Raw genomic sequence first — 14,092 nt, 5'->3', positions numbered from 1 at the left:
TCAGCGGTCGTCGCCCGTCGCCACCCGCCCGGCGGGATCGAATTCGGCCGTGTCCAGCGTGGCACTGCGCCAGCCCAGGCCACAGATGGCCATCGCGCTCTGGCCGATGCCATCGAAGCCGAAGGCGCGATCGACATCGGCGTCGTTGATGGCCGCTGTCACGAACGCCGCCAGCCCGCGCTCGGTCGCGCACAGATACAGCAGCTGCGAGATGTGGCCGACATCCAGCGTCACCGCACGGTGCGCCTTGGCGTGGTTGCGGTACTTCCAGAAGCAGCGGTCATAACGCGGCGCCAGCACCAGCAGCGCCGGCGCATCGGCGAACCACTCCTGCCCGGACAGCATCCGCCGCGCCAGCGCCGGCAGTGCCTGCGGCGGTGGCGAGGGCAGCGGCAGCACGGCGTGCTGCACCGGGTGGTAGTGGTACAGGCCCGGTACCAGTCCTTCCACGTTCTGCACCAGCAGGAAGCCTTCGGTGGGGTGCAGGCCACCACCGGAGGGCACGTTCTTCTTCAGGAACTCGGTATCGCGCTCGACCTTCTGCACCGCCTGGGCCATCAGCGTGCGCTGCAGCACCTGGGCCAGCAGCGGCAGCGGCAGCGCGCGCTGCGGGTCGAAGTTGCGGCAGGTGGTGCGGCGCGCCAGCAGTGCGTCGAACGCGGCCTCTTCGCTGCGCGGCAGGGGCTGGTAATCGCCCTGCATGGGCTGCACCACGGGTGGCGGCGGCCCGAGGCGCTGGCGCAGGCCGGCAGCGGTATCCAACCCCTGCCGACGCATGTCCTCCACGCTGTCCACGGCCTGCCAGCGCGCGTGGCGATGGGCCAGCGCGGCCAGTGGCCACCACTGGCTGCGCCGCAGCGCCTCGTCGCGCAGCTGGTGCCCCACCTCGCTGGGCGGGTCGGTCAGCAGCAGGCCCTGCTCGACCAGGCGGGCCAGCATGGCCGGGGAGGCATCGGCGGGCGGTTCACTCCAGCGGTGCGCGCTGAGCTCGCCCAGCAGCTGGCGCTCCTCGGCGTCCACCGGCAGCGGCTGGTCCAGATGGGCAGCCAGGGCTACCCAGCTGATCTGGCTGTCCATCTCGGCCTGGCCGGCCAGCATCGCGCGCAGGTCAAGGGTGACCGCCTCGCGGGGCTCGAACATCAGGCTGGCGCAGCGGCGCAGGCGCATGGGTTTCCTTCCTTCTGCCGCACAACCGGCATAGCAGCAACGACCGCAGCGCGGCCAACTTTAGCGACGTGCACAGCGCGGCCCTCAATGGCAGGCTGTCGCGGCCGATACGAGAAACTCCACCTACGGACGATCCCCATGAGCACCCATCCCCGCCTTTCCGCCGCAGACGCCAGCACCCTGCTGGACCACCTGATCGGCAACGACGACTTCCGCAGCCACTTCACCGCTTCGCCGGCCAAGGCCCTGGCCTCGATCGGCCTGGACGGTGCGGTCGGCGAGAACGACTGCATGAAGATCGGCACCCTGGCCTCGGTCGAGGAGCTGAGCCGAGTGCGTGATGGGCTGCAGGCCCACCTGTCCGGGTCGGTGGCGGCCATGACCGTGGTGTTCTGCTTCGAAGCCGGCAAGGTCGGCGAGCGCATCGACGGCTGACCCGCCATCAGGGTGCGCCGGCCGTGGCCGGCGTTGCCCACGTGGAGACGTCATATACGTTCAGCGGTTGCCACACCTGCAGGGCAGTGACCTCGGCAATGGCCTGGCCGCGATGCTGGGCCAGCCAGGCCTGCTGGCGGCGTACGGCGGCTTCATCGCCCTGTGCGCGCAGCGCGAGCAGCAGCACGACGTGCGCCTGCACCGGCTCGTTGCCATCGAGCATCGGCTCGATCAGGGTGCGGGCAGCCTCGGGCCGCTGCAACTGCAGCTCATCCATGGCGCTGACGATGCGCAGCCAGCGGTCCGCGACCGGACTGCGCAGGCTGCGCAGCAGGGGCCGCTGCTCGTCCAGCCAGCGCCTGGCCAGTTCGAACTGGCCCTGCCGCTGCGCCAGGTGGACCAGCGCCAGCCACTGCAGGCCACGGGCATGCAGCATGGGATCATCGCGCTCCTGCAGCATCGGCTGCAGCAGCGCGGCAATGGCCTGCAGCTCGGCGCGGTCAGCGCCCGGGCACAATGCCGCCACGCTGGCGTGCTGCAGGCGCCGCTGTACCTGGAGGTCGATCAGCGTCGGCGCCGGTGCATCTTCGCGTACCGCCTGCTGCATGGCCGCGCAATCGCGCTGCGCGGCAGCCAGCAGGAGCTGCGCACGCAGCTTCATCCGCTGCTGCAGGGCATCGCTGGCATGGATCTGCGGCAACAGCTTCGCGGCCTTCGCGTACTGCCCCTGCGCCACCAGCACATCCACGCCGGTCTCATCAGCATCATCACGACCGCGCAGGACCTGCGCCTGGGCCAGTGTTTCGGCGGCAAGCTGCGGTTGGTTGGCGGCGATCTGTATCCGCACCAGATGGACCAGCGGATACAGCCGCAGCGGATCCTGCGGCACTGCGGCCGCACGCGCATAGGGTTCGGCCTCGCTGAACTGGTTGGCCTGCAGCAGGTACCAGGACGTGTTGGACAGCCCCGCGAACGAATCCGGATAGACCTTGGCCAGGGTGCGCCATTGCTCCAGCGCCCAGCCGCCCGGCTCCAGCTCGGCCATCCAGGCTTTCAGGTACAGCCGCTCGCGCGGCGGCAGCCGATCCTGCAGGTCCAGCGCGTGCTGCATGGCTTCGCGTGCGCGCCGCCCTTCCTCGACGCGCGCATGCAGTTTGGCCACGCCCATGTAGGCCAGGGCGAAACCAGGATCGATATCGATCGCGGCCTGGTAGAGGTTGCGTGCTTCCTCGAAGCGACGCTGGCCCAGTGCACTTTCCGCCAGCGCGAATGCACGCAGTGCGCGCAGGTCCTGGGTCGATGCCCGCGGCAGCGGCAACGACTGTTCCAGGCTCGCCACCGATTCGCCCAGTCCGCGCCGCAGGCGCCCGACCACATCGTCCACCGCGAACACCATCTGATCGGATCGATCCACGGTGGCGGTGAACGTCTGGATCACCTGGCCGGTGCCGGGTGCAGCGACATCGATGGCCAGCTCGTAGCCACCGATCTTCTGCCGCACGGTTGGCAACAGCACGGCGCGCGCACCCTCACGCACCGCCACGTCGGCCGCGGTATCGCGGTTGAGCCGGGTATCGCCCGAGAGCCGCGCCATTTCCAGGCTTTCGCGGATCTTGCCCTCCGACAGCACGTTCACGTAACGCGACTGCTCCAGCGCAATCCGGATCGCGTGCCGCATCGAGTCGTCGAAGATCGGGTCGCCGGTGAGGTTGTCGACATCGCCGAGCACCACCCAGTCGCGCTCGGCAAACGCGATTGCCGGTTCCGGCCGCAGCAGCAGCCAGCCGCCCAGCACCACCACCGTCAGTACCAGACCTTCAGCGGCCAGCACCAGCGGCTGCCGCCACAACGGCAGGTCACGGCGCGCCTTGGCATTGGCGCGCGGCATGCGCAACGGCGCCGCACCGATCTCGCCCACTTCGATCACTTCCTGCACCACCGGCACGCCCTTGAAGCGCCAGCGCCCGTGCGATTTCCACAGCAGGCGCGTACCGCGCTCGCCCAGTGCATCGGTGGCACGGCGGGTCAGCGATTCGGCTACCGCCGACAACAGGATCTGGCCGGGGCGGGCCAGCATCATCAGGCGCGCCGCCATCGGCTTGGCCAGGCCTTCCACTTCCATCGACTTGGCGCCGACGCGGACCGCCTCGGCACTGTTTTCCCAGGTCAGCACGTCACCCACGTGCAGGCCGGCACGCGCGCGCAGTTCAATCGCGCGCTGCTGGCCCAGCGCATGCAGTTCGCGCTGGTAGTCCAGGGCGAAGCCCAATGCATCGATGGCGCGCTCGAACAGCATGAACAGGCCGTCGGAGCGATCGATCAGCTGGCCATTCCAGCGGTGCTGCAGCACCAGCACCAGGCGGTCGTGTTCCTGGAACAGGCTCGCCGCCGCCACATCGCCGATCCGCTCGACCAGTTGCAGCGAATCACACAGATCGGTGAACAGCAGGGCGCGTAGCTGTGGGCTATGCGGGGCTGACGTTCCGTTGTCGCCATTCATCGCCTGCATCTCCCTATTGGTCGTCCGGATCATCCACCCAGCGCAGGCAGTTGCCGCCATCGCGCTTGGCCCGGTACAGCGCCCGATCGGCGCTGGCATACCACTCGCTCCAGTCCGCGTCGGCATCCAGCAGGCTGGCTCCGATGCTGACCAGGCTTACGTGCGGCGTGCCATGGCTGCGCTCTAGCAGGCCGTGCACCGCGCTGAGGATGAACTCGGCGGCGTGCTGCACGATCTCGTGGTTGCCACGGCGCAGCATCAGGCAGAACTCATCGCCGCCGAGCCGGCAGGCCAGGTCCTGTTCGCCGGCCATCGAGCGCAGGATGTTGCCCATGCTCTGCAGCACGCGGTCGCCGGCCTGGTGGCCGTGGCGGTCGTTGATCTGCTTGAAACGGTCGCAGTCGATCAGCAGCAGCGCCTGCGGCGGCCCCTCGGCATGCTCACGGCACTCCTGCAGGTACAGGGTGAGGCCACGGCGGTTGTGCAGGCCGGTCAGTTCATCGGTGCGCACCAGCTCACGGGTGTGGGTCAGCTGGTGGGTGGTGATGTAGAGGTTGTCCAGCGCGGTTTCCAGATCGTGGTTGCGCCGGCGCAACTGGCTGATCAGTGCCTGCTCGTTGGTCAGCACGCGCATGATCGTGCGGCGCAGGAAGTAGGCCACCAGCCCGGGATCGGATTCGACCAGCCGATGGAAATCAGCCGGCCCCAGTTCCAGCACATCGCAGTCGACCAGCGCGCGCGCACTGGCGCTGCGCAGGTGGTCGCCGACCAGCAGGCCCAGTTCTCCGAAGAACTCGTGCTGCCCGAGCGTCTTGATCACCAGGTCCTCGCCGAAGTCCAGTTCGATCTGGCCTTCGAGGATCACATACATGCGCTCGCCGCGGTGGCCACGCTGGAACAGCCACTGTCCGGCACGGAGCTTGCATGCGCGGGCGAATCTGGCAAACAATGCCACCTCGGCATCTGACAACAGAGCGTGCACGATCTCGGCCATCGCCACCCGGGCGATACCTGTCGTCACATCACTGTTCTCGGCCGCACCCCTGCCGGTCATTCCCTGCACCCGCCGCCAGCGTCCCCTGGTGAGCCGCGGAGCATAGCACCGCTTTAAAGTGTGCGCCCTATCTCATTTTGACCCTTCTGCCGATCTTGATTGATGTGAAGATCGGTGGTGGCCCGTTCTGGTCACGGGTGTCCGGGCAAAACTCCTGCTGGATCAATCCGATGCCGGGTTTCACAGGGTTTCGGCCAAGTTGCCGGGGCCGGGGGTGCGCCTGATTGACGCTGCCCGCGCGCTGCACCCTTGCATCGATACAACAACGCCGGCAGGTCCCCCGACCGGCCGGCGTTGTCTGGCCCTTCCCTGGCCACCCTGATCGGATTTCGGGGCTCCGGTAGTGCCGGCCGCTGGCCGGCTTCCCTGCGGTGCCCGAAGGAGCACGTGGTTGCCGGCCAGCGGCCGGCACTACCGCATCATGCGGCGCGTTCGCTGCGCCCGCCGTGGAACTGCTCCTCCTCGGTCGAGCCGGTCAGCGCGGTGGTCGACGACTGGCCCTGCTGGATCGCCTGGGTCACCGCATCGAAATAGCCGGTACCGACCTCACGCTGATGCTTGACCGCAGTGAAGCCGCGCTCGGCCGCTTCGAATTCGGCTTCCTGCAGTTCCACGAACGCGCTCATCTGGCGGCGTGCGTAGCCGTGGGCCAGATTGAACATGCCGTAGTTCAGCGCATGGAAACCAGCCAGGGTGATGAACTGGAACTTGTAGCCATAGCTGCCCAGTTCGCGCTGGAACTTGGCGATGGTGGCGTCGTCCAGGTTCTTCTTCCAGTTGAAGCTGGGCGAGCAGTTGTAGGCCAGCAGCTTGCCCGGGAACTTCGCATGGATCGCCTCGGCGAACTTGCGTGCGAATTCCAGGTCGGGCTTGCCGGTCTCGCACCACACCAGGTCGGCATACGGTGCATAGGCCAGGCCACGGCTGATCGCCTGGTCCAGGCCGTTGCGGGTCTTGTAGAAGCCTTCCACCGTGCGCTCGCCGGTGGCGAACGGCTTGTCGTTGCCGTCGATGTCGCTGGTCAGCAGATCGGCCGCTTCGGCGTCGGTACGCGCCACCAGCAGGGTCGGCACGCCCAGCACGTCGGCAGCCAGGCGCGCGGCGTTGAGCTTCTCGATCGCCTCGCGGGTCGGCACCAGCACCTTGCCACCCATGTGGCCGCACTTCTTCACCGAGGCCAGCTGGTCCTCGAAGTGCACGCCGGCGGCACCGGCCTCGATCATCGCCTTCATCAGTTCGAAGGCGTTGAGCACGCCGCCGAAGCCGGCCTCGGCATCGGCCACGATCGGCTGCAGGAAGTCGATGTCATCCTTGCCTTCGGCGTGGTGCAGCTGGTCGGCGCGCAGCAGCGTGTTGTTGATGCGTTTGACCACCGCCGGCACCGAATCGGCCGGGTACAGCGACTGGTCCGGATACATCTGGCCGGCCAGGTTGGCGTCGGCCGCCACCTGCCAACCGGACAGGTAGATCGCCTTCAGGCCGGCCTTGACCTGCTGCATGGCCTGGTTGCCGGTCAGTGCACCCAGCGCGTTGACGAACTCGCGCTCATGCAGCGACGCCCACAGCTTCTCCGCACCCAGGCGGGCCAGCGAATGCTCGATGTGGACGGTGCCGCGCAGGCGCACCACGTCGGCGGCGCTGTAGTTGCGCTGGATGCCTTCCCAACGCGGGTTGGTATCCCAGTCGTGCTGGATCTGTTCGGCAGTGGGCAGCTTGCTCATGTCTTTCTCCAGTTCGGTTCGTGCGTGCAGCGGGGAGGGAAACGGCGGTAGACGCGGGCGGCAGTCAATCGATGCGCGCGTAGGCCGGCAGGGTCAGGAAATCGGTCAGTTCTTCGCTGCGGCTCAGTTCGCCGAGCAGGGCGATGGCCTCGCTGATGCGCGCGCCACCGGGCAACGCAGCGTTATCGCCCAGCCGTGCCGGCAGCTGCGACAGGGTGGAATCCAGCAGGGCCAGGTCGATCGCGGTGCCATCGTCCAGCTGCTGGCCCGGCGTATGCAGCCACTGCCACAGCTGGCTGCGGCTGATCTCGGCGGTGGCCGCGTCCTCCATCAGGTGGTGGATCGGCACGCAGCCGTTGCCATCCAGCCACGCCGCCAGATAGCGCACGCAGACTTCCACGTTGCCTTCGAATCCGGCGCGGGTGATGGTGCCCGGCGGCCGCGCGATCAGTTCGTCGCGGCCGACGCGCACATCCTGGCGCAGCACGCTGTGCTGGTTCGCACCGGGCATGTGCTCGTCGAAGATCGCCATCGCCACCGGAATCAGCGCCGGGTGCGCGACCCAGGTGCCGTCGTGGCCGGCGCTGACTTCACGCAGCTTGTCGGCGCGCACGCGGGCCATCGCCTGTTCGTTGGCAGCGGCATCGTTGTTGATCGGGATCTGCGCGGCCATGCCGCCCATCGCATGCGCACCGCGGCGGTGGCAGGTCTGGATCAGCAGTTCCGAATACGCCTTCAGGAACGGCTGGGTCATGGTCACCTGGCCGCGCTCGGGCAGCACGCGGTCGGCATGGCGGCGGAAGGTCTTCAGGTACGAGAAGATGTAATCCCAGCGCCCGCAGTTCAGGCCGACGATGCGGTCACGCAGCGCGTGCAGGATCTCGTCCATCTCGAACACTGCCGGCAAGGTTTCAATCAGCACGGTCACCTTGATCTGGCCGTGCGGCAGGCCGAGCATGCCCTCGATGTGCGACAGCGCGGTCTCCCACAGCGCCGCCTCTTCCATGCTCTGCAGCTTGGGCAGGTAGAAGTACGGGCCACGATCCTTCGCCTGCAGGGTGCGGGCGTTGTGGAAGGCGAACACCGCCGCGTCGAACAGGCCACCGGCAATGAACTGGCCATCGATGCGCACATGCTTCTCGTCCAGGTGCCAGCCACGCGGGCGCACGATCAGCACCGCCTGCTCGTCGTACGGGCGCAGGCGGTAGTGCTTGCCGGCCTTCCCGTTGGACGCCGGTGCGGTGTATTCCAGCTCGCCGCGCACCGCAGCGGCCAGCGACTGCTGGCCGGCCAGCAGGTTGCGCCAGGTCGGCGAGGTCGAATCCTCGAAGTCGGCCATGAACACCTTGGCGCCCGAGTTCAGCGCGTTGATGACCATCTTCGGATCGGTCGGGCCGGTGATCTCGACGCGGCGGTCCTGCAGCGCGGCCGGCAGTGGCGCGACGGTCCAGTCGCCGCTGCGGATCGCGGTGGTGTCTTCGCGGAAGTCCGGCAGGCCGCCCTGGTCGAAGAACGCCTGGCGCCCGCGACGGGCCTGCAGCCGTGCCTGCCGGCCCGGTTCCACCGCGCGGTGCAGCGACACCAGCAGGGCCAGCAGCGGCGCCGGCAGCAGGGTGTCCTGGCCAGCCACGCGGGTCGCCAGGGCGATGCCGGGGGTGGCCTTGGTGGCGGGGGTGGGAACAGCGGAAGCGACGGCGGACATGGGGCGACTCCAGCGGTGGGGGAACGCCTCCACGGTGCCGCTGGATTTGAGTATTTGGCAAAACAGTTTTTGCAATGTTCTACATAAGTTGTGCTAATACTTGTGACACGATGAGCACACGCACCCCGCCAAGCCCTCGTTTTTCCTACAAATCCGACCGGCTGAAGCCGCTGCGCGCGTTCTGCCAGACCGTGCGCCTGGGCTCGGTCTCACGGGCGGCTGAGGCGCTTTTCGTCAGCCAGCCGGCGATCAGCCTGCAGTTGCAGGCCCTGGAACGCGAGCTGGGGGTGCCATTGTTCGAGCGCAGCGGGCGGCGCCTGGTGCCCAGCCGCGAAGGCCAGCTGCTGTACGAGATGGCGCAGCCGCTGGTGGAGAACCTGGACGGTCTGGAGGCGCGCTTCCGCGACAAGGTGCGCGGCCTGGACGCGGGCGAGCTGAACATCGCCGCCAACAGCTCGACCATCCTGTACCTGCTGCCGAAGATCGTCGAACGCTTCCGCCTGCACCACCCGGACGTGCGCCTGACCCTGCACAACGCGATCAGCGCCGACGGCACCGACCTGCTGCGCGAGGATGCCGCCGACCTGGCGATCGGTTCGATGACCGATGTGCCGGCCGACCTCAGCTACGCCCCGGCCTACCGCTTCGAGCAGGTGCTGATCGCGCCGCACGACCATCCGCTGGCCAGCGGTGGCGAGCTGGAACTGGCCGACATCGCGCGCTATCCACTGGTGCTGCCGCCGAAGCGACAGATCACCTACCGGCTGGTCGACCAGGTGTTCCAGCGCCACCGCATCGCCTACACCGTGGCGCTGGAGGTGGGGGGCTGGGAGGTGATCAAACAGTACGTGGCGATGGGCATGGGCATTTCCATCGTGCCGGCGCTGTGCCTGAACGAGGCCGACCGCGAGCGGCTGGCGGCGCGGTCGATGAAGCGCTGGTTCCCGGAACGCAGTTACGGGGTGATCGTGCGCCGGGGCAAGGCGTTGTCGGCGCAGGCGCGGGCGTTCATCGAGCTGATCCAGCCGGAGTTGTTCAGTCCGCGCGATTACGACCAGAGCGGGCATTCCGAGCGGTGAGGGGTGTTCGGCAGGGCTGCGCCCTGCACCTGCGGTAGTGCCGGCCGCTGGCCGGCAACAGCAACAGCGGGCTATCCGTGGGATGGCCGGGCGGTGTGGGTGGGCAGGACACGCCGTGAACCCATCCCTGGGGGCTCGATGGCGCCATCCATGGTGCCAACGGTCCTGCCCACCCACACCGCCCCGCCTCTGACAGATTCCCGCGATCTGGCGGGGTCGGATCCCGTTGCTGCGCAACGGGCTCTGACCCCATTTCCGGCTGACGATGAATAAACTGGCCCCATGTCCATCGAACTCCGCCATCTGCGTTACTTCCTTGCCGTCGCCGACACGCTGCACTTCGGACAGGCGGCGGAGCGGCTGGGCATGTCGCAGCCACCGCTCAGCCAGCAGATCCGCCAGCTGGAAGACCTGATCGGGGCCCGCCTGTTCGTGCGCAGCCATCGCCGTGTGCAGCTGACGCCTGCGGGCGAGCTGCTGCAGGAACGTGCACGCGCCATCGTGCAGCAGGTGGAGACTGCGGTGGACGAGGTGCAGCGCGCGCAGCGCGGCGAGCAGGGCGAACTGCGTATCGGCCTGACCCGGGCGACGCCACTGTCACCGCAGATTCCGCGTTCGATCCTGCGCTACCGCCAGCAGTACCCGCAGGTGCGGCTGCAGCTGAGCGAGATGAACACGCTGCAGCAGATCGATGCGCTGCTCGACGGCAGCCTGGACGTGGGCATCATCCGCAAGCGCGCGCTGCCACCAGAACTGGTGGCGCACAGCCTGTTCGTCGACCCGTTGGCGCTGATCGTGCATGCCGACCACCCTGCCCTGCGCAGGCTGTCGAAGCAGGGCACGCTGTCGCTGCGCGATTTCGCGCAGGAGCCGTTCGTGGCATTCCGCCGCAGCGCCGGTGCGGGCATCCATGACCACATGATCGCGTTGTGCGCGGCCGCCGGATTCACTCCGCGCATCGTGCAGGAAGCCGGTGAGGCATCGACATTGATCAGTCTTGCGGCTGCCGGTCTGGGTGCGGCAATCCTGCCGTCGTCCTGCGATCACATCCGGGTGGAGGGCGCGCGCTTCGTGGCGCTGGCCGATGCCGGCGCGCATTCGGAAGTGCAGCTGGCGTGGCATCGCGAGGCTGTGACGCCACTGATCCGCAACTTCGCCGGGCTGCTGCGTGAAGCGTTCGCCGAAGGGTGAACGTGCAATCCACCCGGTAGTGGCCAACCTTGGTTGGCCCACGGCCACAGCGCCGACCAAGGTCGGCCTCTACCAGAGCAGGATCAAGCCGTGACCGGCTGCGGCGCGCGCTGCTGCAGCGCCCAGACGATGCCACCACCGATCAGGGTCAGCACGGCGGCGAACAGGCACACACCCAGCCAATCCCAGGCCGCATAGGCCAGGCCACCGACTCCGCCCAGCACGCTGGACCCGAGGTAGTAGGCGAACAGGTACAGCGCCGAGGCTTCGGCGCGCATCGTACCGGCGCGGCTGCCGACCCAGCTGCTGGCCACCGAGTGGCCGCCGAAGAAGCCGAAGGTCACCAGCGCGATGCCCAGTGCCATCGTGCTCAGCCACGGCATCGCCAGCAACGCGATGCCGGCGCCGATCAGCGCGAACGAGATCGACAGGATGCGGCCGCGTCCGTAACGCGTCGCCTGCTGGCCCATCCACGCCGAACTGAAGGTGCCCACCAGGTAGACGCTGAAGATCAGGCCGACCACGGTCTGGCTGAGGTGGTACGGCGGCGCCAGCAGGTGGTAGCCCAGGTAGTTGTAGAGGGTGACGAACACGCCCATCAGCACGAACGAGGTGGCGAACAGCCACGGCAGGCCCGGGTCGGCGAACAGCGTGCGCCAGCGCGACGGCAACTGGCGCAGGCCGTCACGACGCGGATGGAAGTGGCGCGACGGCGGCAGCTGCAGCCACAGCAGCACGGTGCTGGCCACGGCGATGATCGAGACCACGCCGATGCCCCAGCGCCAGCCCCAGTGGTCGGCGATGATGCCGGCCAGCAGGCGCCCGCTCATGCCACCGATGGCGTTGCCGCCGATGTACAGGCCCATCGCCAGGCCCAGCGCGCGGCTGTCCATTTCCTCCACCAGGTAGGTCATCGCCACTGCCGGCACGCCGCTCAGCGCCAGGCCGAGCAGGGTCCGCAGCACCAGCAGCGTGGTCCAGTCGTCCACCAGCGCCGTGCTCAGCGACAGCATGGCCGAGGCCAGCAACGCGACGATCATCAACGGGCGACGGCCGACCGCATCGGACAGCAGGCCGGCCAGCAGCATCGCCACAGCCAGGGTACCGGTGGTCAGCGACAACGACATCGCGCTGCCGGCAGCAGAAACGCCGAAGTGACGGCTGAACTCGGGCAGCAGCGGCTGCACCGTGTACAGCAGGCCGAAGGTGGAGAAGCCGGCCAGGAACAGCGCCAGCGCGGTGCGGCGGAAGGCCGGCGTACCCTGCTGGATGCGGGTCTCGGCACTGGAATCGACAGTGTGGGGGCGGCGTTCGACGGCCGCCACGGTTTCGCCAGTCATGGGATCGATGGGCCGGTGGGGACGGCCGGGCATGGGAGGGAACGGGCCTCAGACTAGGCCGGTCGATCCAGTCGATCCATAACCTGATAGGTCACGATTGATATGCAGAAAGTATCAATTCAGCTTACAGCTGCTGCCACTCGAAGCCGTCGCCGGAGCGGTAGTACACCGCCACTGCACGACCGTAGAGCTTGTCGGCGTCGACGAAGCCGAAGAAGCGGCCGTCGAAGCTGTTGCCGCGGTGGTCACCCAGCACCAGCACCTTGCCGGCCGGCACCACCAGATCGGCGATGTCCGGACCACCGCCCATGTCCAGGTCGAGGCGGGCACGGCGCTCGCCGAAGGCTTCCACGTCCTGCAGGTCGGCGATCTGCAGCGGCTGGCCGTTGATGCTCAGATGGCCCTCGCGCATCTGCACATGGTCACCGGCCACCGCCGCCACGCGCTTGATCAGGCGGGTGCCGTCGGCCGGTGAATCGAACACCGCCACTTCACCGCGCTGCGGAACACCGGTGGGCATCAGTTCCTTGCCGGTGAACGGCAGACGCAGGCCATAGGCACGCATGTCCACCACCACCCGGTCGCCGGGCTGCAGGGTCGGCTGCATCGAGCCACTCGGCACCACGTAGTGGTTGGCCAGGGTATCGCGGGCGGCGGCGAGCAGGCCCAGCATCACCAGCAGCGGCAATGCTTCCTTCTTCAGCCAGACCAGCGCGCGTTCGGAAAAGGGAGGACGGGCAACAGCATCCATGACAGGCTCCGGGTGAGTGGTAGCTGCATCAGACCACATCCGGGCGGGAGAGGTTCCCGCGCCGCCCTTCGAGCATGGGCTCGGCACTACAAAAGGGGTTACGCAGGTTTTACGCCCCGGCCCGGCAGCGGGCATCGCACCTTTACGGGCAGCACGCGCATCGTGTGCCCACCGCGCCAAAGGGCGCATTCCGCAAGGTGTTGTATGACCCTCCTGGTGATCCGCCACGCATCTTCGTCGGCGCCGCGCCCGCAGCTGCCGGCACAGCTGGCCGGCCATCGCGTGCTGTGCAGCGACTGCGCCAGCCTGTCCGAGGTACGCCAGTGCCTGTGCCAGCCGCAGGCGCGCTCGGCCGACTGGGTACTGCTGGATGTCGGTGCCGCCGACGAAGCGCAATGGCAGGCCGAAGGTGGCGCGCTGCAGGCAGCACTGGAACGGCTGCCGGCGCAGTACATTGAGCTGCAGTCGCCCAGCGAGCCGGGTCTGGATGTTCGCCTGCGCCTGCAGCACGGCCCCGCCGCCGTGGTGGTCGACCAGCGCAGCCAACAGGCCGGCTACCCGTTGTCGCTGGCCATCGTTGGCCGCCGCCTGGCGCAGGAGGGCTGAGCCATGTCGATCTTCATCATCCGCGGCCCGGAAGCCGCCGGCGCATTGATCCGCACCGCGATGCCACTGCCGGCGCCGGTACTGAAGTCGCTGGTGCATCGCGCGATCGACGCCGGGACCAGCGTGGCGATCCGTGCCTGTGGCTCGGAACAGGAACTGCTCGATGCGCTGCGCGTGGCCGACCACAGCCGCGGCGAGGTGACCCTGCTTGACCCGGGTGCGTGTGCCAACAGCCTGCGCCTGCAGCGCCTGCTGCCCTACCTGCACAACGCCTATGTGGAAGTGCATGACGACGGCGCGGTAGCCGAGCCGTGCCTGCCGGCCGGTGTAGGCCAGCGCCTGGGCATCGCTGCCGGCTATGGCGCGCAGAGCTATGTGCTGGCGCTGGATATCGCGCTGGATCACCTGGGCCTGGCCGAGCAGGCCAACCGGGTGCACGTGGGGACATAACGCGCTTCTGTAGCGTCGAGCCATGCTCGACTGGCTTTTCGTGGAAAGGCAGCCGAGCATGGCTCGGCTCTACAGAAGAACGTCGAGCATGGCTCG

Annotated in this window: 12 protein-coding genes; 5 read left to right on the top strand and 7 right to left on the bottom strand. The window is 68.1% G+C overall.

The window, feature by feature from the left end:
• Complete coding sequence (locus tag EGM71_RS00945) at positions 1-1,167, bottom strand: putative peptide maturation dehydrogenase (protein ID WP_188487149.1); 1,167 nt, start codon at positions 1,165-1,167, stop codon at positions 1-3.
• A 138-nt stretch (positions 1,168-1,305) separates the two neighbouring features.
• On the opposite strand from EGM71_RS00945, the gene EGM71_RS00940 reads away from it, so the two are divergent.
• Entirely contained in the window at positions 1,306-1,602 is a 297-nt protein-coding gene (locus tag EGM71_RS00940) for an NHLP-related RiPP peptide (RefSeq protein WP_188487147.1), read from the top strand.
• Between the two features lie 7 nt (positions 1,603-1,609).
• On the opposite strand, the gene EGM71_RS00935 is transcribed toward EGM71_RS00940, so the two are convergent.
• From EGM71_RS00935 to aceB, 4 genes are all read right to left on the bottom strand, one after another.
• Complete coding sequence (locus EGM71_RS00935; RefSeq protein WP_430544068.1) at positions 1,610-4,102, bottom strand: putative peptide modification system cyclase; 2,493 nt, start codon at positions 4,100-4,102, stop codon at positions 1,610-1,612.
• Positions 4,103-4,115: 13 nt separating this feature from the next.
• On the bottom strand, positions 4,116-5,156 hold the full coding sequence (locus EGM71_RS00930; protein WP_188487143.1) for a GGDEF domain-containing protein: 1,041 nt from the start codon (positions 5,154-5,156) through the stop codon (positions 4,116-4,118).
• Positions 5,157-5,575: 419 nt separating this feature from the next.
• Positions 5,576-6,877, bottom strand: coding sequence for an isocitrate lyase (gene aceA, locus EGM71_RS00925; protein WP_004153647.1), 1,302 nt, complete (start codon positions 6,875-6,877; stop codon positions 5,576-5,578).
• A 64-nt stretch (positions 6,878-6,941) separates the two neighbouring features.
• Positions 6,942-8,579, bottom strand: coding sequence for a malate synthase A (gene aceB / locus EGM71_RS00920; protein WP_188487141.1), 1,638 nt, complete (start codon positions 8,577-8,579; stop codon positions 6,942-6,944).
• 110 nt (positions 8,580-8,689) lie between these two features.
• Here aceB and EGM71_RS00915 point away from each other — a divergent pair, with 110 nt between their 5' ends.
• Positions 8,690-9,658 carry a LysR family transcriptional regulator gene (locus EGM71_RS00915; protein WP_005407651.1) on the top strand — a complete coding sequence of 323 codons (969 nt, stop codon included), beginning with the start codon at positions 8,690-8,692 and terminating at the stop codon, positions 9,656-9,658.
• A gap of 282 nt (positions 9,659-9,940) precedes the next feature.
• Positions 9,941-10,849 carry a LysR family transcriptional regulator gene (locus EGM71_RS00910; protein ID WP_188487139.1) on the top strand — a complete coding sequence of 303 codons (909 nt, stop codon included), beginning with the start codon at positions 9,941-9,943 and terminating at the stop codon, positions 10,847-10,849.
• Positions 10,850-10,932: 83 nt separating this feature from the next.
• On the opposite strand, the gene EGM71_RS00905 is transcribed toward EGM71_RS00910, so the two are convergent.
• Together EGM71_RS00905 and lepB are read right to left on the bottom strand one after the other, a co-directional pair.
• A complete protein-coding gene (locus EGM71_RS00905; protein ID WP_188487137.1) occupies positions 10,933-12,189 on the bottom strand; it encodes an MFS transporter in 1,257 nt (418 codons plus the stop codon).
• 124 nt (positions 12,190-12,313) lie between these two features.
• Positions 12,314-12,940: a signal peptidase I gene (lepB, locus tag EGM71_RS00900; protein WP_188487135.1), complete on the bottom strand. Its 627-nt coding sequence runs from the start codon at positions 12,938-12,940 to the stop codon at positions 12,314-12,316.
• 204 nt (positions 12,941-13,144) lie between these two features.
• Here lepB and EGM71_RS00895 point away from each other — a divergent pair, with 204 nt between their 5' ends.
• Positions 13,145-13,546 (top strand): hypothetical protein, encoded by a 402-nt coding sequence (locus EGM71_RS00895; RefSeq protein WP_188487133.1) that lies wholly within the window; start codon positions 13,145-13,147, stop codon positions 13,544-13,546.
• 3 nt (positions 13,547-13,549) lie between these two features.
• Positions 13,550-13,996 (top strand): 3-dehydroquinate dehydratase, encoded by a 447-nt coding sequence (locus EGM71_RS00890; protein WP_004153636.1) that lies wholly within the window; start codon positions 13,550-13,552, stop codon positions 13,994-13,996.
• The last annotated feature ends 96 nt before the right edge of the window (positions 13,997-14,092 follow it).

The organism is Stenotrophomonas maltophilia (assembly GCF_006970445.1).
Lineage (GTDB): Bacteria > Pseudomonadota > Gammaproteobacteria > Xanthomonadales > Xanthomonadaceae > Stenotrophomonas > Stenotrophomonas maltophilia_AU.
The sequence above is the reverse complement of the archived record's forward strand: the minus strand, read 5'-3'. Positions and strand labels throughout refer to the sequence as shown.

What these genes read in the sequence shown, in the direction of transcription:
- aceA (WP_004153647.1), bottom strand. Translation starts at nt 6,877, where the DNA reads ATGAGCAAGCTGCCCACTGCCGAACAGATCCAGCACGACTGGGATACC.
- EGM71_RS00935 (WP_430544068.1), bottom strand. Translation starts at nt 4,102, where the DNA reads ATGAATGGCGACAACGGAACGTCAGCCCCGCATAGCCCACAGCTACGC.
- EGM71_RS00890 (WP_004153636.1), top strand. Translation starts at nt 13,550, where the DNA reads ATGTCGATCTTCATCATCCGCGGCCCGGAAGCCGCCGGCGCATTGATC.
- EGM71_RS00910 (WP_188487139.1), top strand. Translation starts at nt 9,941, where the DNA reads ATGTCCATCGAACTCCGCCATCTGCGTTACTTCCTTGCCGTCGCCGAC.
- EGM71_RS00945 (WP_188487149.1), bottom strand. Translation starts at nt 1,167, where the DNA reads ATGCGCCTGCGCCGCTGCGCCAGCCTGATGTTCGAGCCCCGCGAGGCG.
- EGM71_RS00915 (WP_005407651.1), top strand. Translation starts at nt 8,690, where the DNA reads ATGAGCACACGCACCCCGCCAAGCCCTCGTTTTTCCTACAAATCCGAC.
- aceB (WP_188487141.1), bottom strand. Translation starts at nt 8,579, where the DNA reads ATGTCCGCCGTCGCTTCCGCTGTTCCCACCCCCGCCACCAAGGCCACC.
- lepB (WP_188487135.1), bottom strand. Translation starts at nt 12,940, where the DNA reads ATGGATGCTGTTGCCCGTCCTCCCTTTTCCGAACGCGCGCTGGTCTGG.
- EGM71_RS00930 (WP_188487143.1), bottom strand. Translation starts at nt 5,156, where the DNA reads ATGACCGGCAGGGGTGCGGCCGAGAACAGTGATGTGACGACAGGTATC.
- EGM71_RS00905 (WP_188487137.1), bottom strand. Translation starts at nt 12,189, where the DNA reads ATGACTGGCGAAACCGTGGCGGCCGTCGAACGCCGCCCCCACACTGTC.
- EGM71_RS00940 (WP_188487147.1), top strand. Translation starts at nt 1,306, where the DNA reads ATGAGCACCCATCCCCGCCTTTCCGCCGCAGACGCCAGCACCCTGCTG.
- EGM71_RS00895 (WP_188487133.1), top strand. Translation starts at nt 13,145, where the DNA reads ATGACCCTCCTGGTGATCCGCCACGCATCTTCGTCGGCGCCGCGCCCG.